The 20189-nt window shown below is 61.5% G+C and carries 19 protein-coding genes and 1 pseudogene; 9 read left to right on the top strand and 11 right to left on the bottom strand.

Annotation, left to right across the window (positions count from 1 at the left end; translation table 11 throughout):
* Positions 1 to 6: 6 nt before the first annotated feature.
* From AC1RCO_RS28975 to AC1RCO_RS28955, 5 genes are all read left to right on the top strand, one after another.
* The gene (locus AC1RCO_RS28975; RefSeq protein WP_041117152.1) at positions 7 to 309 is read left to right on the top strand and encodes a peptidoglycan-binding domain-containing protein; all 303 of its coding nucleotides are present in this window, start codon (positions 7 to 9) and stop codon (positions 307 to 309) included.
* A gap of 154 nt (positions 310 to 463) precedes the next feature.
* Positions 464 to 2089, top strand: coding sequence for a peptidoglycan D,D-transpeptidase FtsI family protein (locus AC1RCO_RS28970; RefSeq protein ID WP_275656355.1), 1626 nt, complete (start codon positions 464 to 466; stop codon positions 2087 to 2089).
* A gap of 23 nt (positions 2090 to 2112) precedes the next feature.
* On the top strand, positions 2113 to 4023 hold the full coding sequence (gene mrdA, locus AC1RCO_RS28965) for a penicillin-binding protein 2 (protein ID WP_072444777.1): 1911 nt from the start codon (positions 2113 to 2115) through the stop codon (positions 4021 to 4023).
* Positions 4024 to 4096: 73 nt separating this feature from the next.
* Entirely contained in the window at positions 4097 to 6445 is a 2349-nt protein-coding gene (locus tag AC1RCO_RS28960; protein ID WP_404672825.1) for a penicillin-binding protein 1A, read from the top strand.
* A 149-nt stretch (positions 6446 to 6594) separates the two neighbouring features.
* Positions 6595 to 7026: a hypothetical protein gene (locus tag AC1RCO_RS28955; RefSeq protein WP_072444774.1), complete on the top strand. Its 432-nt coding sequence runs from the start codon at positions 6595 to 6597 to the stop codon at positions 7024 to 7026.
* Positions 7027 to 7246: 220 nt separating this feature from the next.
* Here the strand turns inward: AC1RCO_RS28955 and AC1RCO_RS28950 are convergent, their stop codons facing one another.
* Positions 7247 to 7603, bottom strand: coding sequence for a DUF6572 domain-containing protein (locus AC1RCO_RS28950; RefSeq protein ID WP_026020165.1), 357 nt, complete (start codon positions 7601 to 7603; stop codon positions 7247 to 7249).
* Between the two features lie 518 nt (positions 7604 to 8121).
* Between AC1RCO_RS28950 and AC1RCO_RS28945 the strand changes: the two are divergent.
* Together AC1RCO_RS28945 and AC1RCO_RS28940 are read left to right on the top strand one after the other, a co-directional pair.
* Positions 8122 to 8892, top strand: a pseudogene (locus tag AC1RCO_RS28945) (MCP four helix bundle domain-containing protein); the annotation flags it as partial.
* The gene (locus tag AC1RCO_RS28940; RefSeq protein ID WP_370508343.1) at positions 8884 to 9747 is read left to right on the top strand and encodes a methyl-accepting chemotaxis protein; all 864 of its coding nucleotides are present in this window, start codon (positions 8884 to 8886) and stop codon (positions 9745 to 9747) included. The pseudogene AC1RCO_RS28945 and the gene AC1RCO_RS28940, both read left to right, overlap by 9 nt.
* 211 nt (positions 9748 to 9958) lie before the next feature.
* Here AC1RCO_RS28940 and arsH read toward each other — a convergent pair whose 3' ends face one another.
* From arsH to AC1RCO_RS28920, 4 genes are read right to left on the bottom strand one after another with little or no spacing between them, the layout of a single operon-like run.
* On the bottom strand, positions 9959 to 10657 hold the full coding sequence (gene arsH / locus AC1RCO_RS28935; RefSeq protein ID WP_047336258.1) for an arsenical resistance protein ArsH: 699 nt from the start codon (positions 10655 to 10657) through the stop codon (positions 9959 to 9961).
* A 9-nt stretch (positions 10658 to 10666) separates the two neighbouring features.
* Positions 10667 to 11137, bottom strand: coding sequence for an arsenate reductase ArsC (locus tag AC1RCO_RS28930; RefSeq protein WP_011060484.1), 471 nt, complete (start codon positions 11135 to 11137; stop codon positions 10667 to 10669).
* Positions 11138 to 11165: 28 nt separating this feature from the next.
* Positions 11166 to 12449, bottom strand: coding sequence for an arsenic transporter (locus AC1RCO_RS28925; RefSeq protein ID WP_492618307.1), 1284 nt, complete (start codon positions 12447 to 12449; stop codon positions 11166 to 11168).
* 20 nt (positions 12450 to 12469) lie between these two features.
* The gene (locus tag AC1RCO_RS28920) at positions 12470 to 12817 is read right to left on the bottom strand and encodes a metalloregulator ArsR/SmtB family transcription factor (protein WP_011060486.1); all 348 of its coding nucleotides are present in this window, start codon (positions 12815 to 12817) and stop codon (positions 12470 to 12472) included.
* 230 nt (positions 12818 to 13047) lie between these two features.
* On the opposite strand from AC1RCO_RS28920, the gene AC1RCO_RS28915 reads away from it, so the two are divergent.
* The gene (locus AC1RCO_RS28915) at positions 13048 to 13602 is read left to right on the top strand and encodes a hypothetical protein (RefSeq protein WP_492618306.1); all 555 of its coding nucleotides are present in this window, start codon (positions 13048 to 13050) and stop codon (positions 13600 to 13602) included.
* Between the two features lie 244 nt (positions 13603 to 13846).
* Here AC1RCO_RS28915 and AC1RCO_RS28910 read toward each other — a convergent pair whose 3' ends face one another.
* From AC1RCO_RS28910 to AC1RCO_RS28900, 3 genes are read right to left on the bottom strand one after another with little or no spacing between them, the layout of a single operon-like run.
* Positions 13847 to 14278 (bottom strand): carboxymuconolactone decarboxylase family protein, encoded by a 432-nt coding sequence (locus AC1RCO_RS28910; protein WP_011060488.1) that lies wholly within the window; start codon positions 14276 to 14278, stop codon positions 13847 to 13849.
* Positions 14279 to 14306: 28 nt separating this feature from the next.
* Entirely contained in the window at positions 14307 to 14927 is a 621-nt protein-coding gene (locus AC1RCO_RS28905) for an FMN-dependent NADH-azoreductase (RefSeq protein WP_492618305.1), read from the bottom strand.
* Entirely contained in the window at positions 14924 to 15370 is a 447-nt protein-coding gene (locus AC1RCO_RS28900; protein WP_492618304.1) for a GNAT family N-acetyltransferase, read from the bottom strand. The genes AC1RCO_RS28905 and AC1RCO_RS28900 overlap by 4 nt, the downstream gene beginning before the upstream one ends.
* Positions 15371 to 15457: 87 nt before the next feature.
* Here AC1RCO_RS28900 and pdxR point away from each other — a divergent pair, with 87 nt between their 5' ends.
* Positions 15458 to 16861, top strand: a complete 1404-nt coding sequence (gene pdxR, locus AC1RCO_RS28895; protein ID WP_492618303.1) for a MocR-like pyridoxine biosynthesis transcription factor PdxR — start codon at positions 15458 to 15460, stop codon at positions 16859 to 16861.
* 728 nt (positions 16862 to 17589) lie between these two features.
* Here pdxR and AC1RCO_RS28890 read toward each other — a convergent pair.
* The 3 genes from AC1RCO_RS28890 to AC1RCO_RS28880 all read right to left on the bottom strand — a co-directional run bounded on the left by AC1RCO_RS28890 (position 17590) and on the right by AC1RCO_RS28880 (position 20025).
* On the bottom strand, positions 17590 to 17871 hold the full coding sequence (locus AC1RCO_RS28890; RefSeq protein WP_492618302.1) for a hypothetical protein: 282 nt from the start codon (positions 17869 to 17871) through the stop codon (positions 17590 to 17592).
* Between the two features lie 693 nt (positions 17872 to 18564).
* Positions 18565 to 19248, bottom strand: coding sequence for a hypothetical protein (locus AC1RCO_RS28885; RefSeq protein WP_492618301.1), 684 nt, complete (start codon positions 19246 to 19248; stop codon positions 18565 to 18567).
* Positions 19249 to 19488: 240 nt separating this feature from the next.
* Complete coding sequence (locus AC1RCO_RS28880; protein WP_492618300.1) at positions 19489 to 20025, bottom strand: hypothetical protein; 537 nt, start codon at positions 20023 to 20025, stop codon at positions 19489 to 19491.
* Positions 20026 to 20189: the final 164 nt, after the last annotated feature.

The following is a 20189-nucleotide window of genomic DNA, read 5'->3' as shown; positions in this document are numbered from 1 at the left end:
TGAAGTATGGCGCGCCACTGTAAGTATCTTGCGGCCATGGTGCTCTTTGCCTGGGCCTTTGCGGCTTCTGCTTGCCTGTTTGAAACCGCCATCGGCTCACCTTTGGGAGAAGAGGTTGTGGGTAGATTGCAGCAGGCCCTGGCGGCGCGAAATTATTATCAGGGAACAATAGATGGCGTGGTGGGGGAGAAAACCGAAGAAGCCATCTTTCTGTTCCAGATGGACTGTGAACTTCCGTTAACCGGCAGTATCAACTCGCAGATCCTGCAAAGGCTGGATATAAGGCCGCCCTTGTGGTTATCGGAATAAGTGTGTGGCTTGAAGGTCCGGTACAGGGAAACGTAATTGTTTCGCTATCAAAGGTCAGTGGCTGGAAAGTGGTTTTATTCTTATGGCTTTAACCCATAGCCCAGCGTCTGGTTATCCGTGGCGATTCAGGCTGGCTGTTGTTCTGGTGGGGGTGATGGCCGCAATTGTGTGCGGCCGGATCATTCAACTGCAGATCGCCGACAAGGCGTTTCTGATCAAGCAGGGCGATGCCCGAAGCCTGCGCTCTGTGGCTATCCCGGCCTACCGAGGCTTGATCACCGATCGCCATGGGCAGCCTCTATCCGTCAGCACGCCGGTGACCACGGTCTGGCTCAACCCCCGGGAGCTGATGGGCGAGCAGGGCCACTGGGCTGCGCTGGCCCAGGCGCTTGACGTGCCACAGAGCCGGTTGAGCTCGATCATCCTGCGCAACCGGCAGAAAGAGTTTGCCTACCTGCATCGGCGCGTTGCTCCCCAGGTGGCGGAACAGATGATGCAGGCGGTGCAGGCACTCAAGGTCACGGGGGTTCATACGCTGCAAGAGTCCCGCAGGTTTTATCCGGCGGGCGCCTCCATCGCGCACGTCATCGGCTTTACCGATATCGACAACCGCGGTAGCGAAGGGCTCGAACTGGCTTATGAGAGTGTGCTGCGCGGGCGCGATGGCAAGCAGTTGGTGCTCAAGGATCGCCGTGGCCACTTGATCGAGGACCTGGGGGTTTCGCGCCTGGCCAGGCCCGGGCAGGCACTCGCGCTGTCTGTGGATCTGCGCCTGCAATACGTGGCCGATCGAGAGCTGCGCGAGGGCATTGCCAGCAATGGTGCGGATGCCGGCAGCGTGGTGATCATGGATGTGCGCACCGGCGAGATCCTGGCCTTGGCCAATCAGCCCAGCTACAACCCGAACAATCGCTCTCGGGTGACGCCGTCGATGATGCGCAATCGCGCAGTGGTTGATGTATTCGAGCCGGCTTCAACCCTGAAGCCGTTCTCGGTGGCCGCCGCGCTGGAAAGCGGGCGCTGGAAGCCGGGGGACAGGGTGCACGTGGCAACCGGCACCTTGCAGATCGGCCGATACACCATTCGCGATGCTTCCAGGACCGCGGGCGAAACCCTGGACCTGACCGGCATCCTGGTGCGTTCGAGCAACGTTGCCATCAGCCAGGTGGCCTTCGATATCGGCGCACCGCGGATTCATGACCTGCTGCACCGGGTGGGGCTGGGCCAGGAGACGGGCGTAGGGTTCCCCGGTGAACAGACCGGGGTGCTGCCCCTGCGCCGGGAGTGGCGGCCCACCGAAACCGCGACGCTGGCTTACGGCTATGGGGTGTCCGTTACCGCGGTACAGCTGGCCAGGGCTTACGCCACCCTGGTCAACGGCGGTGTCCGGGTGCCCGCTTCACTGCTGCGGGTTTCTGCCGTGCCCAAGGGCGTCCAGGTGATGCCGGCCAGCGTGGCCAACACCGTGAAAGACATGCTGGTGCAGGTGGTTGAAGGCCCCAGGGGCATCTATCGGGCCAAGGTGCCTGGCTATCAGGTGGGCGGAAAAAGCGGCACCGCGAAAAAAACCAGCCAGGGTGCCAAGGGCTATCTGGCCAGCTCCTATCGCGCCATGTTTGCCGGCTTCGCCCCGGCGGCAAACCCCAGGTTCGTGATTGTGGTCGTGGTGGACAACCCCAGGCACCACGGTTTTTTTGGCGGGCTGGTATCCGCCCCGTTGTTCAGCAAGATCATGTCGCAGACTCTGCGCCTCAATAACGTGGCTCCCGATGATATTTGAAGCCTATGCAGCAAGAGTTGCCCATGCCGCAAATCAGTAACTTCAATCACCAGCAAACAGAAGATGCGATCGTCACCAAACGAATAATGGCAAGTGCCGTGCTGGTGGTTCTGCTGACCGCGGCGCTGGTGGTCAGGCTTTATTTTCTGCAAGTGACGCAACATGAGTACCAGGTTGCCGTTGCGGAAAAGAACCGCGTGCACATCAGGCTCATCCCGCCAGAACGGGGGCTTATCTATGACCGCAATAACGTGGTTCTGGCCGATAACGTAGCCAGTTTCAACTTGACCCTGACCCGTGAACGCGCCGGGGATGTCGGTGTCGTCCTTGGCCATCTGGCGCGGATTCTGCAATTGCCCGAAGCCGAACGCAGCCGGGTCGAGAAGGAACTGCGCCGCGCAAGAAGAGCCTTCGAGCCCGTGACGCTGATGCTGGACCTGACGGAAAAACAGATCGCGCAGGTAGCGGTCAATCAGTTCCTGTTGCCCGGTGTCGAGGTCCAGGCGCAGTTTCTCAGGCAGTACCCCCATGGCGAGCATTTTGCCCACTCGGTGGGGTATGTCGGGCGGATCAACGAGCAGGAGTACAAGCGCCTCGATCCGGCCCGATACCTGCGCAGCCAGTTGATCGGCAAGACCGGGATCGAGCGTTTCTACGAAGACGCCCTGCATGGCCAGATGGGGTTTGAAGAAGTGGAGACCAATGCCCAGGGCCGGGTGATGCGGGTGCTGCGCCGGCACAACCCGATTGCCGGGCAGGACATCGTCCTGACCCTCGACGCCGGGCTGCAGGGTGCCGCCGAGGAAGCGCTGGGGGACCGGCGGGGCGCGGTGGTGGCCCTGGACCCGGCCACGGGGCAGGTGCTGGCAATGGTTAGCCGGCCGAGCTTCGACCCCAACCCCTTCGTCAAGGGCATCTCTGCGCCAGGCTACGCCGCCTTGCGCGATTCCGATGACATGCCGCTGTTCAACCGGGTGTTGCGCGGGCTCTATCCCCCGGGCTCGACCATCAAGCCCATGGTGGTGGTGGCGGGCCTGGACAGCGGCGTGATCACCCCCACCAGCCAGGTGTTTGACCGGGGTTATTTCGAGCTGCCCAACTACAAGCACAAGTACCGCAACTGGAACCGGGGCGGCGAAGGCTGGGTGGACATGTACGACGCGATCATGCGCTCCAATGACACCTACTTCTATGACCTGGCCCACAGGCTGGGGGTCAGAAGGCTGCACAGCTACCTCAGCGAATTCGGCCTGGGGCAAAAGGTTTCGATCGACATGTTCGAAGAGGCAGCGGGATTGATGCCGTCCCCTGAATGGAAGCGCGCCACCCGCCGGCAACCCTGGTTCCCCGGGGAAACCCTGATTCTGGGCATCGGCCAGGGCTATATGCAGGTCACGCCCCTGCAACTGGCCCAGGCCACCAGCCTGATCGCCAATCGGGGGATCTGGCACCGGCCGCACCTGGCGCTGGCGGTCGGCGGCCAGGCGCCGGTCGACCCCAGGCCCATGCCGAACATCGTGCTCAAGGATGCCCATTCCTGGGATCAGGTCATCCAGGGCATGCAGATGGTCATGCACAACCCCCGTGGCGTAGGCCGCGCAGCAGCCCGGGGCGCGCAGTACCGCATTGCCGGGAAAAGCGGCACGGCGCAGGTGGTGGCGATCAAGCAGGGCGAACGCTACAACCGCAACAAGACCCATGAGCGCCACCGGGACAACGCGCTCTTTGTCGGCTTCGCCCCGGCCGAACAGCCGGCCATCGTGGTGGCGGTGATGATCGAGAACGGCGAGGCCGGGGCCCGGGTGGCCGGCCCTGTGGTGAGGAAAGTCATGGACGCCTGGCTGCTCGATGCCAGTGGGCATCTGCAGCCGCAGTTCGCCGTACCGGTATCCAGCGACAAGCGCGCAAACACCCTGACGGTAAACGCCAGCTAGGCGCGCAGGAAATCAGCCAGGGCTCCAGGGCCCGTCAGGTTCACATTCAAAACGGTAAGCGAGGAAACAGCGGGTGCGAGTCATTGAATATCTGGGTTGGAGTGTGCTCGCTCTGGTCAGCGTGGGGCTGCTGGCCGCAAGCGGCACCTACCTGTATCTGCAACCCCGGCTTCCCGATGTCGCTGCCCTCAGGGACGTGCATCTGCAAGAGCCCCTGCAGGTCTTCACCCGGGATGGGAAACTCATTGCCGAGTTCGGTGAAGTGCGGCGCATACCCCTCGCCAGCGCGGACATCCCCCCCGACTTTCGAGCAGCCTTCATGGCCGCCGAGGACGGCAACTTCTATCAGCACCCCGGGGTCGACCCGGCCGGGTTGCTGCGGGCGGCGTTCGAGTTGCTCAAGAGCGGCCACGTTCGCTCCGGCGGCAGCACCATCACCATGCAAGTGGCGAAGAACTTCTTCCTGAGCCGCGAGCAGACCTTTTCACGCAAGCTCAGCGAAATTCTCCTGGCCCTGCAGATCGAGCGCAGCCTGAGCAAGGAGGAAATCTTCAACCTGTATGTCAACAAGATCTACCTGGGCAAGCGCGCCTATGGCATCGCGGCAGCCGCCAGAATCTATTACGGCAAGCCGGTGGCGCAGCTGAGCCTGGCTCAGGTGGCGATGATTGCCGGGCTGCCCAAGGCGCCATCGCGCTACAACCCGATCAACAACCCCGCCAGGGCCAAGCAGCGCCGCGACTGGATTCTGGGGCGCATGCACGCGTTGGGCAGCATCGATACAGCCAGGTATCAAGCAGCCCTGGCGCAAGGGGTAGACGCCAGCTACCACGCTCCGGAACCCGAGATCGATGCTCCCTACATCGCAGAAATGGTCAGGGCGGAAATGTTCCGGCGTTTTGGCGATGAGGCCTACACCCTGGGCCTGCGGGTAGTGACCACGGTTCCCGGTTCATTGCAGGCGTCGGCCACTTCCGCGCTGCGCAAGGGCTTGAAGGTCTATGACAAGCGCCATGGTTACCGCGGCCCTGAAGGGCATTTCGCAGGCCGGGCCGGCAGCCAGTGGCCCGAGCGACTGAAGGCTTTTCCAGCGTATGGCGGCTTGCGGGCGGTGGCGGTGACCCAGGTTTTCGAGCAAAGCATCAGCGTGGTGGATGACCGTGGCCAGGAGCACTCCGTGCCCTGGAGCAGCATGAAATGGGCGCGCCCCTATCTGGGCCACAGCGCCTTGGGGCGCCAGCCGGTGCGCCCGGCCGAGGTGGTCAAGGTCGGGGATGTGATCCGTGTCGACCCCGAGCACGATCCGCTGCTGAGCTTCAGCCAGGTGCCCAGGGCCCAGGGCGCGCTGGTGTCGATCGCCCCGGAGGACGGGGCGATCCAGGCGCTGGTGGGCGGTTTTGATTTTCAACAAAGCAGCTTCAACCGTGTGCTGCAGGCCAGGCGCCAGCCGGGTTCGAGCTTCAAGCCCTTCATCTACTGCGCGGCGCTGGACAGCGGCTACACCCCGGCGACCCTGGTCAACGACGCCCCCATCGTCCTGGGGGGCGACTACTCCGGCCCGGTGTGGCGCCCGCAGAATGAGAACCGGACCTTCCTGGGGCCGATTCGCCTGCGCGAAGCCCTCAACCGCTCAAGGAACATGGTCTCCATACGCTTGCTGCAAGCCATGGGGGTGGACAAGACCATCGACTACATCGCCCGTTTCGGGTTCGACCCCCAGGACCTGCCCCACAACCTTTCCCTGGCCCTGGGCACCGCGTCGGTCACGCCCATGGAGGTGGTCGCGGGCTGGAGCGCCTTTGCCAACGGCGGCTACAAGATCAGCCCGTACTTCATAGAGCGCATTGAAGACCCCAAGGGCCAGATCGTGTTCCAGGCCAGCCCGCGTTCGGCCCCCACTGCACAGCGGCCAGCCCCCGAGGCGGTGGCCGAGCAGATAGTCGACAGCCGCACCACCTACCTGCTCACCAGCCTGCTGCAGGACGTGGTCAAGCGCGGCACTGGCCGCGCCGCAGCCGCCATGCAGCGCCCGGACATCGCGGGCAAGACCGGCACCACCAACGAGGCCAAGGACTCCTGGTTCACCGGTTACAACGGCCACTACGTCACCAGCGTCTGGGCCGGTTTCGACCAGCCGCAGAGCCTGGGGCGGCGCGAATGGGGCGTGACCATCGCGCTGCCGATCTGGATGGACTTCATGACGGCGGCGCTTGAGGGCACGGCGCCTTACTCCCAGCCGGAGCCGGATGGCATCGTGACCCGCCGGATCAACCTGGAAGATGGCAGCGCCGCCAGCGCGCAGGCGCCGGGCACGGCGATGGAGGTGTTCAGGAGTGACAACGTGCCGCCGGTGGGCGCGGGAGAGGGGGCAGCTGTCGACGGCGCTGCGGACATGCAGCGCACGATGCAGGAACTGTTCTAGTGACCGGGCCGGGCCCTGAAGGCGAGAACCGCCCCGGCGATTTTCCAACAACCGTTGCGTAATGGATAGTTGGCCATAGGATGTGCGCGTTCCCGATGATGATCGGGCCCCCATCGTCGTGATCCTTTACTCAGTTTCAAGGTTGCTGCATGAATCCGGATGACTTCAAGAAATTCAATATCGGCTCCATTGTTCGGGCCACTCAAAGCTCTGCTGCGCTCAAACACCAGCTCGGATTCCTGATCAGGGTTCTGGAGGAACTGGATATCCAGTTCTCCGACTGCGAGCAGGATCCTCTGCGCCTGGCGAAAGCCTATGTTGCCGGGGAAATTCCTGCTGAACGCTGCAAGGCGCAGGCTGCACTCTGGTGGGCAAAAATCGATGAGCAAGGGGCAATACGAGGGTTCAAGGATCGGGAGGTATTGAAGGCACGACTGGCCATTTGTCTGCTGTCGAATGATGAGGACGATATTTCCGTGTTGGGAGATAACCTCTCGTGGTTTCTTGAGGTGTTGGGTTTCTTGAATGTGGAACCGATGAAGCCAATTGAAATGATGAGAGAGTATTTCGAGTTCAAATAGAAGTTCATTCGCGCCCGGCTCGCTCTCGGTGCCCTGGCCGGCAGCCTGACGGCAGGCAAGCCCCCATGCGTTTTGCTGGCTCCCCCCGTCACGCTGGCGGTGTGCTCGACGCGTTTTTCATGAGCAGCATGTGGATTTCATTGCGCTTGATCGGGCGCTGATCCTGCCTGCACAAGGTGTTCCTGCGCGCGGCTCAATCGGCGAGCGCGCAGGGGGCGAGCTACAGGCTGGGAGCCTCTTCCTTCACTTTCAGCTCGAAATCGAAGCCGATGCTCCGTTCATGGAGGATCTCGGTAATGCGTTTGAAAAACCAATCGACTTGCTCGGGCAGTTCGTGCAAACCCAGTACCCGGATAATCAGGTGCTTGCCGCAGGCATCGGGAATTTCGCTGTAGATCTCTTCACTTTCGATGAAGGTGATGTAGGTGTTGATCTTCTCTTGCAGCAGGAGCAGGTGTTCGCTGTGTGCCGCTTCGTCACCCCATTCGAGGGGGTCGACCATGATCAACAGCAGGCTGTCGGGCGCCGATTTGGGGATGGCCCAGATATCGATGACTTTTGGATTGGTGATGGACATTGCTGATCCTTCAGAACGTGGGGGCGGCGGCATTATAGGCCGTAGCGATGGGTTTCTTCAGTGGGCAATCGGTGGTCGCGGTTCCGGCCCGTGGGCGAGGCCAGGGTGGGCTGCCGGGGCTTGCCCCGTTCAGGCGCAACCTGATCGAGCGGCGGCGTGCTCTTTTCAACAGCGGTCTGATCGACGGTAGTGACAAAACGCCATCATCTGCTATGGCTTGTTAGGCCCCCCGTGGATAGATGCCGGGCTCCAGGTGCCATTGCCCGGAAGAATCGAGACGGCGCGGGCCGCGTTATTCGACTTAACTGATGCTCACCCGCCAAGGGGGACATGGGCGCAGGAGGACCGAGTGGGGCCTGCGTCCCGACAGGCCTGGATTGACCCGAGTGAGTATCGACGTTGCCGTGCCGGGTGGGCCGCTAACCCAGTCGTCGGCTTGTTTGCAGCTCTCTGACACTCAGTCGATAGCGTGGAATGACAGCAGGGAAGTACCGACCATTCTATTAGAGAGATAAATAATGAACGTCAGGACAATGAATCTTGCTCCAAGGTCTGCCGCCTTTTTCTCGCTCATTGTCCTGGTGGTGTTCGCCCTGGGCATTGTCGCCGTGCTGCAAATGGGCAAGCTGCGAGACGCGGAGCAGGATGTCGAGACCAACTGGATGACCAGCATCCGCGAGATCGGCAAGATGAAGACCAGCGTCTTGCGCCTGCGCCTGGAAAGCATCCGCATCACTGTGACCACCGACGAACAGCAGCGCCAGACCCGCATCGCCTCGTTGAGCGGTTATCGATCCAACCTGCAGAACACCATCAACCAGTACGAACCCCTGATCACCGGGCCGGCGGAGCGTGAGCTGTACCAGGCTGTAGCGACCGATGTGCAGGCCTACTTCAAGCTGGTGGACGAGCTGGAGCCGCTGTTGCGCAGTGGCGACAACGCCGCGGCCATCACCCTGATCAACACCCGCATCAGCCCCATGACCAACGCCATGCAGGAGAAGATGGACAAACTCTCGGACTTCAACGACGAGGGCGCCAGGCAGGCGGGGATCACTGCCGAGTCGGTTTACAGCAGTGGCCTGACGCTGGTGTTGGTGTTGATGGGGGTGACGGTGGTGCTCACCGTGGTGTTGGCGGCGGTGCTGACCCGCAGCATCACCGCGCCCATCAGCGACGCCCTGGCCGTGGCCGAACGCATTGCCGGCAGCGACCTGTCCCGGGAGATCGGCGTCAGTGGCCGCGATGAAGCCGGCCGCCTGCTGGCCGCCCTGGCGCAGATGCAGACCAACCTGCGGGAAACCATCGCCCACATCGCCGATTCCTCCACCCAACTGGCCTCGGCCTCGGAAGAAATGACCGCAGTGACCGAAGACGCCAGCCGCGGGCTGGTGCGCCAGAACGACGAAGTCAGCCAGGCGGCCACCGCAGTGACCGAAATGAGCGCCGCGGTGGACGAGGTGGCCCGCAACGCCGAAGCCGCCGCCCAGTCGTCCCGCGAGTCCATGGAGTTCACCCGCTCCGGCATCGAGAACGTGGCCCAGACCCTCAAGGCCATCGAAGGCCTGGCCGGCAACGTGGCCAGCACTGGCGAGCAGGTCAAGGCGCTGTCCAGCCGCGCCCAGGACATCAGCAAAGTGGTGGAAGTGATTCGCGCCATTGCCGAACAGACCAACCTGCTGGCCCTCAATGCCGCCATCGAAGCCGCCCGCGCCGGCGAGCAGGGCCGCGGCTTTGCGGTGGTGGCCGATGAAGTGCGGGCCCTGGCCCACCGCACCCAGCAGTCGACCCAGGAAATCGAACAGATGATCAGCGCGATCCAGGCCGACTCGACTCACGCGGTGAGCGCCATGAACGTCAGCGCCGAGATGGCCAGCAGCTCGATCTCCGTGGCGCAGAACGCCGACCTGTCCCTCAAGCAGATCGCCCAGGCGATTACCCAGATCAACGAACGCAACCTGCTGATTGCCACCGCCTCGGAAGAACAGGCCCAGGTGGCGCGTGAGGCGGACCAGAACCTGACCAGCATTCGCGAGCTGTCGATCCAGAGCTCGGCGGGGGCCAGCCAGACGGCCAGCGCCTGCGGGGAGATGGCCAATCTGGCGATCGAATTGAACCGGCTGGTGGCACGGTTCAAGGTTTGAGCGAGGTTTTTTGCCCTACGGTGGTCTGGTTCCTCCGTAGGCGCTGGCTTGCCAGCGAAGCTCGCCAACGATGATGCGCAATCAGCGAATCAATGCGGCGCCAGCGAGTGTTTTGCACGCCAGGGTGCGCCTGCCCAAACCCATTCTTGAAATCCGGGTTCACAGGCTTTTGTCGGCGCAGGCGCAGGCTGCAAATAGGCTGTTGCCCCCCTCAGATTGAACGCTGGTTGACCCGGGCCATCAATTGCTCGGCGCTTTCCTTGCGCTCGGAATAACGGTCCACCAGAAAAGCCTGTCGGTCGCGCAGCAGCACGGTGAACTTCACCAGCTCTTCCATCACATCCACCACCCGGTCGTAGAACGGCGAAGGCTTCATCCGCCCGGCGTCGTCGAACTCCATGTAGGCCTTGGGCACCGAGGATTGGTTGGGGATGGTGAACATGCGCATCCAGCGCCCGAGCACGCGCAACTGATTTACCACGTTGAACGACTGGGAGCCGCCGCAGACCTGCATCACTGCCAGGGTTTTGCCCTGGGTCGGACGCACCGCGCCGAGCTCCAGCGGAACCCAGTCGATCTGCGCCTTGAACACCGCCGACATCGCCCCGTGGCGTTCTGGCGAACACCAGACCTGGCCTTCTGACCACAGCACCAGCTTCCGCAGTTCCTGGACCTTGGGATGGTCCACCGGGGCATCGTCGGGCAAGGGCAAGCCGGAGGGGTTGAAGATCCGCGTCTGGGCACCGAAATGCTCCAGCAGGCGCGCGGCTTCTTCGACCAGCAGCCGGCTGAAGGAGCGCTCGCGGGTGGAACCGTAGAGCAACAGGATGCGCGGCTTGTGCTCGTCTGGCGTCGAAGTGGGTGCGCCATCGAACAGGCGCAAATCCAGGTTAGGCAGGTGCTCGGACATGGGGCCTCCTTAAAGCGTGCCGATGCGATCGAGCTCGGTCTTGAGCTGATCGCGGCTGAGGTGGTTGAAGGGCAGTGCGAAGAAGGCTGCGCAGCGCTGTTCGATCTGCGCCAGGGTGGCGCGGAACGCGGCGTCGATCGCTGCCTCTTCACCGCGCACATCGGACGGGTCCGCCAGCCCCCAATGGGCCTTGAGCGCCGGGCCGAAATACACCGGGCAGCTTTCACCGGCCGCCTTGTCGCAGACGGTGATGACAATATCCGGCGGGTTGTCGGCGAAGGCGTCATTGCCCTTGCTGTACAGGCCGTCGGTGGCGATGCCGGCCTGCTGCAAGGTCGACAGGCTACGTGGCAGCACCTGGCCCTTGGGGAAGCTGCCGGCGCTGACCGCCGCAAACCCCTCGGGCGCCAGATGGTTGAACAGGGCTTCGGAAAGAATGCTGCGGCAACTGTTGGCCGTGCACATGAACAGGACTCGCATGGGGGGCTCCTGCCGCTTTGGGCGGCTGTCAGAGGCTCAGGCGCAGGGCCAGGGCCGAAAGGGTGACCAGCAGAACCGGGAGGGTCAGCAGCACGCCGACCTTGAAGTAATACCCCCAGGTGATGCGCAGGCCCTTGCGCTCCAGCACGTGCAGCCAGAGCAACGTGGCGAGGCTGCCGATGGGGGTGATTTTCGGGCCCAGGTCGCAGCCGATGACGTTGGCGTAGATCATCGCCTCGCGCACCAGCCCCTGTGCCTCGCTGGCCTGTATCGACAGCGCGCCGATCAGCACGCTGGGCATGTTGTTCATCACCGAGGACAGCAGCGCCGACAACAGGCCCGTGCCCAGGGTGGCGCTCCACAGCCCCTGTTCGGCCAGGCGGTTCAGCACCTGGGCCAGCAGGTCCGTCAGGCCGGCATTCTTCAGGCCGTACACCACCAGGTACATGCCCTGCGAGAACATCACGATCTGCCACGGCGCCTCGCGCAGCACCCGGCGCGTGGAGATCCGGTGGCCCTTGGCGGCGACGGCAAACAGCAGCGCGGCACAGGCCGCCGCCACGGCGCTGATGGGAATACCCAGGGGCTCCAGGGCGAACAGCCCGACCAGCAGCATCAGCAGGGTCCAGCCCCCGACCCTGAAGGTGGCCCGGTCACGGATCGCCGTGCAAGGTTGCGGCAGCGCATCCAGGGCGTAGCGGTGCGGCAGGTCCTTGCGGAAATAGAGGAACAGCACCAGCAAGGTCATGGCGACACTGGCCAGGCTCACCGGCAGCATCACCGCCGCGTACTCGGCGAACCCCAGCCGGAAGTAGTCGGCGGACACGATATTCACCAGGTTGGACACCACCAGCGGCAGGCTCGCGGTGTCGGCAATGAAGCCCGCGGCCATGACGAAGGCCAGGGTCGCCCCGGGGCTGAAACGCAGCGCCAGCAGCATCGACATGACGATGGGCGTGAGGATCAGCGCTGCGCCGTCATTGGCAAACAGCGCCGACACCGCCGCCCCCAGCAGCACGCAGAAGGCGAACAGCCGATGGCCGCTGCCCCTGGCCCAGCGCGCCACATGCAGGGCGGCCCATTCGAAGAACCCGGCCTCGTCCAGAAGCAGACTGATGATGATCACCGCGATGAAAGTCGCGGTGGCGTTCCAGACAATGGCCCACACCGTGGGAATGTCCTGCAGCGATACCGCGCCCACCGCCAGCGCAATGATTGCGCCTAGCGTGGCGCTCCAACCGACACCGAGGCCCTTGGGCTGCCAGATGACGAGAATCAGGGTGAAGAGAAAAACAGCCACAGCGACAAACATGCAGATTCACTCGATAGGGGTCAGCAGCAAGCGGCTTCGCGAACGGGGCGGCCATCCATGTTCTGCAGGCGCGCGGCGTTGTCCTTGAGCCAAGCGGCGTTGGCCTTGGCCGTCACATGCAGAATCTCCCGGACCCAGCCCGGCAACTCGGGGTTGAGGCGGTAATACACCCATTGGCCCTGGCGGCGATCGAGCAGCAAGCCACTGCTGCGCAGTTGCGCCAGGTGGCGGCTGATTTTTGGCTGGCTGTCGTCGAGTGCACACATCAGCTCGCAGACACACAGCTCACCCTGATCGGCGATCAGCAGAGTGGCGCGCACACGGGTTTCGTCGGCCAGGCTTTTGAAGACTTCGGGAGGCGTGATCATGCTCGCTCCTTATATATGGAAAATCGAATATACGAATATCCATATGTATTGGGCAAGCCAAAATTTTTCGAGACGCAGGCCTATGGCGGGGAGCGGCCAGAGGAGCGTGGCTTTTCATGGACGTTGCACGGCCGCCCATTGCACTATTGCGCCGGCCTTTCAGCCACCCATCACCCTCCCGTCGAAGACAGAACCCTCGACGGCCCCTTGCCAAGGAAGTCATCAGACCCATGACCGTCAGCGAACTGCTTGCCGCCATTCGTAAACCCTATGTCGAAACCCTGGCGCGTATCGCCGCAGAAGGGGCGGCGCATGTCGAGCCCGCTTACCGCAACAGCGATGGTTCGCTGGCGGTTGAAGGGGCCATGGCCACGCCTTGCCGGGTGGATGTGATTGCGGCCGAGGGCGCTTCGACTGGCGAGCCGGTGCAGGTCGATTCCGAAACCGAGCTGGGCTTTGAGCCTGTGCGCTTTGCGATCGAGCAGATGGCGGTGGTGATCTCGCCCTTTGGCTGGGACTGGTTGCCCCTGGAGGTGCGGGGCTTGAGCCTGGAACAGGCCTCTGAGGTTATTCGGGTGTGGTTCTTTGAGTGGTTCGATGGCGAAGACGAGAATTCGCCAACCGAAGAAGGGCTGCAAGGGGTGCTGCACTTTGTGTCGGACCCGGAGGCCACGGAGGAGGGGTACAGGGTCAAGATTGACCTCGGCTCGGCGTCCGAAGAAGCGCTGGAAGCACTGCTGTTTGCATTGGCCGATGCCGGCGCCAGCGGAGCTTTTCTCGCATAGAGCAGGGGGGGGCAAAACGGCGACCCCGAGCCGACCTGATATCGCTTCCCCTGTAGGAGCTGGCTTGCCAGCGAAGCTCGCCGACGAAGACGCGGAGCCACCTTCTTACCGCGTGCACCTGGGGGCGGGTGGCGGCCAACCCGGCATCCTGCCGGGTTGGCCACGGCTCAATGCCTGCCTTCGACCCTCCTGTCCGCAGGGGCAGGAAGATCCACAGCCAACACCGCCAACAATGGCTTCGCTCTCAGAGCTTCATGCCCACCGCCAGCCGGTTGAAGGCATTCATCAAGGACACGGCCAAGGTCAGGTCGGAAATTTCAACGTCGCTAAAGTGCGCTTTCAGCGGTTCGTACAGCTCGTCCGGCGCGCCCTTGTCGTGGACGTAGGTGAGGGTTTCGGTCCAGGCCAGCGCGGCGCGCTCGCGTTCGCTGAACAGTTCGCTGACGCGCCAGCCGGCCAGGCAATCCAGCTTGTCTTGCGCCACCCCACACTCGCGCAGGGTCTGTGAGTGCTTGCCCAGGCAGAACGAGCAGCCGTTGATCTGCGACACGCGCAAAAACACCAGTTCCACCAGGGGCAAGCCCAGGGGGCTGGCGACCAGCGCGGTGTTGGTGGCGAGCAGGCCTTGATAGGCGGCTGGCGACAGGGTGGCAAAGGGCAGTCTGAGTTGGCTCATGGTGAAACTCCGATAGGGAAAAAAGTGATCAGGCACAAACGAGAGGGTTGAACAGGGGCTGCAAGGACAGTGCGCTGCGGGCCTCGTCGAGGGTTGCACGCACGGCCTCTTCACCGAACACCAACCCTTGCAGATAAGTGAACTGCAGGTCGAACAGGCCGAGGGTGTTCAGCACCTGGCGCAGGTAAGGCGTCAGAAAATCCGGTTGGCGTGCCCGTTCGCCCTGGTGAAAGCCGCCGGAACTGACCAGTACATGCACCGGGCGGTCCTTGAGCAGGCCGACCTTGCCCTCCGGGCCGGAGCTGAAGGTCCGGTGAATGCGCAGCACGTAGTCGATCCACAGCTTGAGCGCCGCCGGCAGGGTGAAGTTGTGCATGGGCGTGGCAATGAGCAGGGCATCGCTGCGCTCCAACTCGCCGATCAGCCCTTCGGACACCTCGAACAGTGGCGCGTCGAAGGGCGTGGGGGTGGTCAGGGCGTGGGCGTAGTCCATGCCCAGGGGTGGCAACGGATTGGCCCCCAGATCGCGCTCGACCAGTTCCAGGTGCGGATAGCGTTGGCGCAGGGAACTCACCAGTTCCAGTGCCAACTGGTTGCCATGGGAAACCTGCCCACGGGGGCTGGCGTTGATCAGTAGAAGGTTGTTCATGCCGGCTCCCCACCTTGAAGTCGCTGAGTGAAATGCATGCCACGGGCCAGCAACCCCTGACGGAAATAGAAGCGCTGGGCCAGGGGCATATGCAGGCCGGTATCCAGGACCAAGTGATCGCATTGACGCTGCACGGCCTCATCACGCACGGCGCTCAGCAGCCGCGCACCCAAGCCGCTGCGCTGAAGCTCCGGGCTCACGACCAGGTCATCGACGTAGATGAAGCGCCCGTAGAGCAGGTTTTCCAGCTCGCGGTAACCCGCCAGGCCGACGATGCGCTCAGCGTCCCACGCGGCAAGCAAGCGGTAGCCCTGTTCGGCCTGCCGTGCCCATTGGGTGACATAGGCCGCCGGGCTGGTGAGGTGGGGGCGCAAGACACGCATCAAGTCGAAACTGGCCGCCAGGGCCGCTTCGCTTTCGAGGTGTTGAAGGGTGTAGGGCATGTCCGTCATCCGCTGAAAAGAGATGACCCACTTTAGAAGGTCAATGGCTTAAGCTACAGGGCCAAAAAATGCATAAATGACTAGGCCATGATCCTTCCTTTCGAATTGGACCGCAGCCAGACGGCGCCGATCTATCGCCAGCTTTACCAGCGGTTTCGCGAGTCTATCGCCGATGGCCGCCTGCGTCCGGGGGACCGAGTGCCGGCGGTTCGCGCCTTGGCGGCGGAACTCAACCTGGCGCGGGGCACCGTGGAAGCGGCCTACCAGCTGCTGATAGGCGAGGGCTACCTGACTGCTCGCGGGGCCGCCGGGACCATTGTCACCCCGCAACTGGCGCCGGTTTCGGCGCCCACGCAGCGCGCCCCAGTGGCCCCCACGACCTACCAGGCCACCCATGCCGGCACCTCGCCCCTGGCCCTGCAAATGGGCCTGCCAGCGCTGGATGCCTTTCCGCGCAAGCTCTGGACCCGCCTGGCGGGCCGGCACCTGCGCCAGGCGGGCGTCGAAGGCCTGGTCTACCCGGACGCGCGCGGCTACGCCCCGTTGCGGGCGGCCATTGCCTCCTACCTGGGGATTTCCCGGGGCATCAGCTGCCACCCGGAGCAGATTTTCGTCTGCGCCGGCTACCGCGCCTGCCTCGACTTGATCAGCCACACGCTGATGCGCCCGGGCGCCACCTGCTGGCTGGAAGAGCCCGGCTACTTCATGGCCAGGAGCGCGCTGCTGGAAGCCGGCGCACAGTTGGTGCCGGTGCCCGTGGACGATCAAGGCCTGGACGTCGCCCAAGGCATCGCCCGCGCCCCGGAGGCCGGCTTTGCCGTGGTCACCCCGACCCACCAGAGCCCGCTGGGGGTGTCGCTGTCCCTGCCGCGGCGCCTGGCCCTGCTGGACTGGGCCAACCGGCAGGGCAGCTGGATCATCGAGGACGACTACGACAGCGAATACCGCTACCAGGGCAAGCCCTTGCCGGCGCTCAAGAGCCTCGACCAGCAAGGTCGCGTGCTCTACACCGGAACCTTCAGCAAAGTCCTGTTTCCAGGCCTGCGCCTGGCCTACCTGGTGGTGCCCGCCGAACAGACCCCAGCGTTCGCCCGCCAGGCGGATCGTTTGCACAACCACTGCCCGCACCTGCTGCAAGCGACCGTCGCGGCCTTTCTCAACGAGGGGCACTTTGCCCGGCACCTGAACAAAATGCGCGGCCTGTATGCGCGTCGGCGGCAATGGCTGGTGGAGGCGTTGCACCAGCAGGTGGGTGGGCGCTTGCAGATAGACCCGCAGGCGGGGGGCATGCATGTGGTGGCTGGGCTGGGGGAGGGGGACGATTTGCAGATTGCCCAGCGGGCTCGGGGGGAGGGGATTGCGGTGGAGCCGTTGTCGCAGTGGTATCTGGGGGGCGAGGTTAGGCAGGGGTTGGTGATGGGGTTCACCAATGTGGTCAGTGCCGAGCAGGCGGCGAGCGTGGCGTTGCGGTTGGCTCGGGCCATTGGCTGAAAAGGGGGCTACGGCCGCTGAGGCTGGAGTCTTCCCTGTGGCAGCCCCCGCCATTTGGCAGGCCACACCCCCTGTGGCGAAGGCTCAAGGGCCAGACCAAAACCTGTAGCCGCTGTCGAGCGCAGCGAGGCTGCGCACGAGGACGCAGTCCTCGCCAAACCTGCCGATGCTTTTCACCTGGCTGCATACGGTTCTGCGTACATATCCGTTGCTGCGGTCACGGCTGCTTAGGGTTTCGCTCTTACAGCGGGTCACTTTTGAAGAGCGCAAAGTAAGCAGTTTCCTGATGGCCCTGACCGTCGAAATCTGTAGCCGCTGTCGAGCGCAGCGAGGCTGCGCACGAGGACGCAGTCCTCGCCAAACCTGCTGATGCTTTTCACCTAGCTGCATACGGTTCTGTGGACATATCCGTTGCTGCGGTCACGGCTGCTTAGGGTTCCGCTCTTACAGCGGGTCACTTTGGAGAGGCCCAAAGTAACCAAAGGCCTCCTGCCCCCGCATCCGGCGCCTCGCTAAGGCTCGGCGTTCCCTCTCTCCGGCATTGCTCCGGGGGCCCGCCGCCACAGGCCATCCATGGCCTGATGGCGGCTAGCTCGGCATCCATGCCGAGCTGCCCCCTGCGCAACGCCTGCGTTCGGCCTTCTGGAGGGGGCAGGAAGATCAAGAGCAAGATCAAAAGCCAAAGCAAAACCAAGCGCGTTTTACGCGCTGGTTGAGTTCAATGGCGTTCAGGGCTCTTGCGCTGTTCGCCACTGAATCACCTCCAGCACCGCGCAACCCTCCCGGGTGAGCAGATGCACCCCTCGGGTGACCCGCGTCAGATCGCAGTCGGCAATGTCTTTCAGGTTAAGCGTGGACAGCGTGTCCATCAGATCCCGCACCACGGTGAAACGATGGGCCGCACTGCTGGCCAGATCGCTCAGGGAGGCTTGGGTGTCGAGGTAGAAAACGGCTTGGCTGGCGTCGTGGGTGTCGACGGCGGTAAAGCGCGAGAGTGGCTGGTCAATCATCGGTATAGCTCCTGTGCATGGAGCAATCACCTGTGTTGCCGACTACGAGGAAAATGACCGCTGCGCGCGTATATGACGACCGGAGAACTAACGCGCACAGCCGTCATAAGATCCTGTCGCGGGCACCGGAGAGGCGACTGCAAAGGTGTTTGGGACGCTGATGCTGCGTTGTAATTCGACCGGCCAAGGTCGTCGCGGGTGTTGCTGCGAGGGGGACTATAGGGGCGGTGTTTGGAGGCGGCAACCGTGCATTGGGTGAGATGTTTGAACGGTTATGTCGTAACAGTTAGTAACTGTCGCATCAGCTGAATTGCCTCTGGTTTTGTAGACAGGCTTGAGAGGCAGCTTTCGGCCAAAAGCAGTCAGTTACGAATATCTATTATCGCGACTCAGCTACATGAAAAATGAAACCTGGTTCCTATTGGTAGGAGAATCTAAACTCGCTTAGCGCGGCACACGACAGAAGCGTGATCACCTGATGGCTTGGAACGATATCGGGGACGTGAACGAGGCGATTCAGAACCTAATTCTGAGCTGTCATGCTCTCGGCGCGGAAGGGGTCTGATCGTCATCCAGCTCTTTTGCTGACTCCAATGCCCCCATCGCCGGCCACTTTGACCGCGATCATTGGCTTGCGTAAACACAAAACTATGTTCCAGCGACCTAAGGAAAATATGAATGGCAGGCCAATCGCTATCGGTAGCGTTCAATTTTCTCAAGCTCTGAGTCAACACCTAAGTCCCGCACATATTCTTCATAAGTGTCTTTATATATACGCCACGCTTCTTGTACCAGCTTATTATGCTCACCAATCTGGCCATACATATGAGCGATACTAGATTTTATTTTTACCTCCTCAGATACTGGCTTGTGTGAGGCTAGGTCTTCACCAGACTCACAAAGCTCTACCAATTCGCACGCTATATTTCTTATAGCCGTCATATAGGAATATATTGCAGTATGGGAAACTACAAACTCATACCTAACTAAATCCTGATATGTAATACCTTCAATTACATGCAGATTGCTTTCAAACATTCCTTTTATATGGATCTTCCAGCGTAATGACAAAACATTCAGCGCAGGAAACGACTCAAGGAGTTCCGATAGATTTCTAGAGTTTTTTGAAGCACTTGCATAAACAGCCAATAATGCTCCTGACCTAAGTGCCTTTTCTCTCTCAATAGTTTGTTGACTATTTCTAATCTGTTGAGTACCTAGATGGGCAGCCCCAAGTATTGCAGCTACGGCTCCGAATGCTTGGGCCCAAGATGCCAGACCGGCTGAGTTATTCAACCAACTATAAAGCAGACTCAGATTCCAAGATCCAAGCGACCACAAGTTTGCAAAAATGCAACCTGACAGAAACAACCCCAAACAAACGCACCAGACTACCCAATCCCGTCTCAAAAGACTTCTCCAATTTTTATCTATCTATTTATCTGTGCCGATTTCCCGACCTACCGGCAAATAGCGTCATGCCCATCATTCAAAGAAACACTTTCAGAAATACAGCAGTGCTATGTACCCGAACTTTCGCTGGATTGATGTGTCGCATTATAACCGGATTAGCTGTCCTACCATCCGCCCCCACAACCAAGTAGCGACTTAACTATTTCAATATTCTTTTATCGGTTCAAATGTCGCCGAGCTTGACAGTGCAAAAAATGGATGTTCTCCAAGTCCACCAGCGCTATGCAACTCTTTTATAAGCTCCTGACACTCTTCAAAACGGGTGCGGACTATCGACATATCTAAATGAGTTTGCCACCCAACAGGGTTATCCTGCGACTCTGAGTCTATGGTGAGTGTCAGTTCATGCCTTTCCGTTCGCCCATGAGCCATATTATTTCTGAACTTAAGAACCGCAGCAACTCCCGGATATGCTTGCTCCAGACTAAGCACAGGAAGCCCGACGGCGTCACGCAATATCCTGTATTTAGCCCAAACAGACTTACTCTCTTTTGAAGGAAACCAATCCGGAATTATTTTTGCGCCTAAATGATTCAAGTATGCCTCTATCGAAAACGCGCTCATAACCATGACACTTATCAGGTCAAAAGCGAAACCCGGCTCCTCTTTTTCGGCGATGCGCAAGTATCTTTTGGCAGACGCACTAAAAAATGCAAATGTATTTAATTCTTTATATCCCATATCTTTTCCTGAGTGGTTCTAGCATTCATAAATAGAGTCTCGGGATGCGACCACAGCAATCGACATATTCGACGGTGCGGACGACTGGAGCCCTTGCACACACGATGCGTGCGTTAGAAGTTCTATGGGCTTTCCCAGAGTCAGCTCTTGGCCGTGGACTGTCT

It is taken from the genome of Pseudomonas sp. GW823-FHT03E05, from assembly GCF_058796855.1.
The sequence above is the reverse complement of the archived record's forward strand: the minus strand, read 5'-3'. Positions and strand labels throughout refer to the sequence as shown.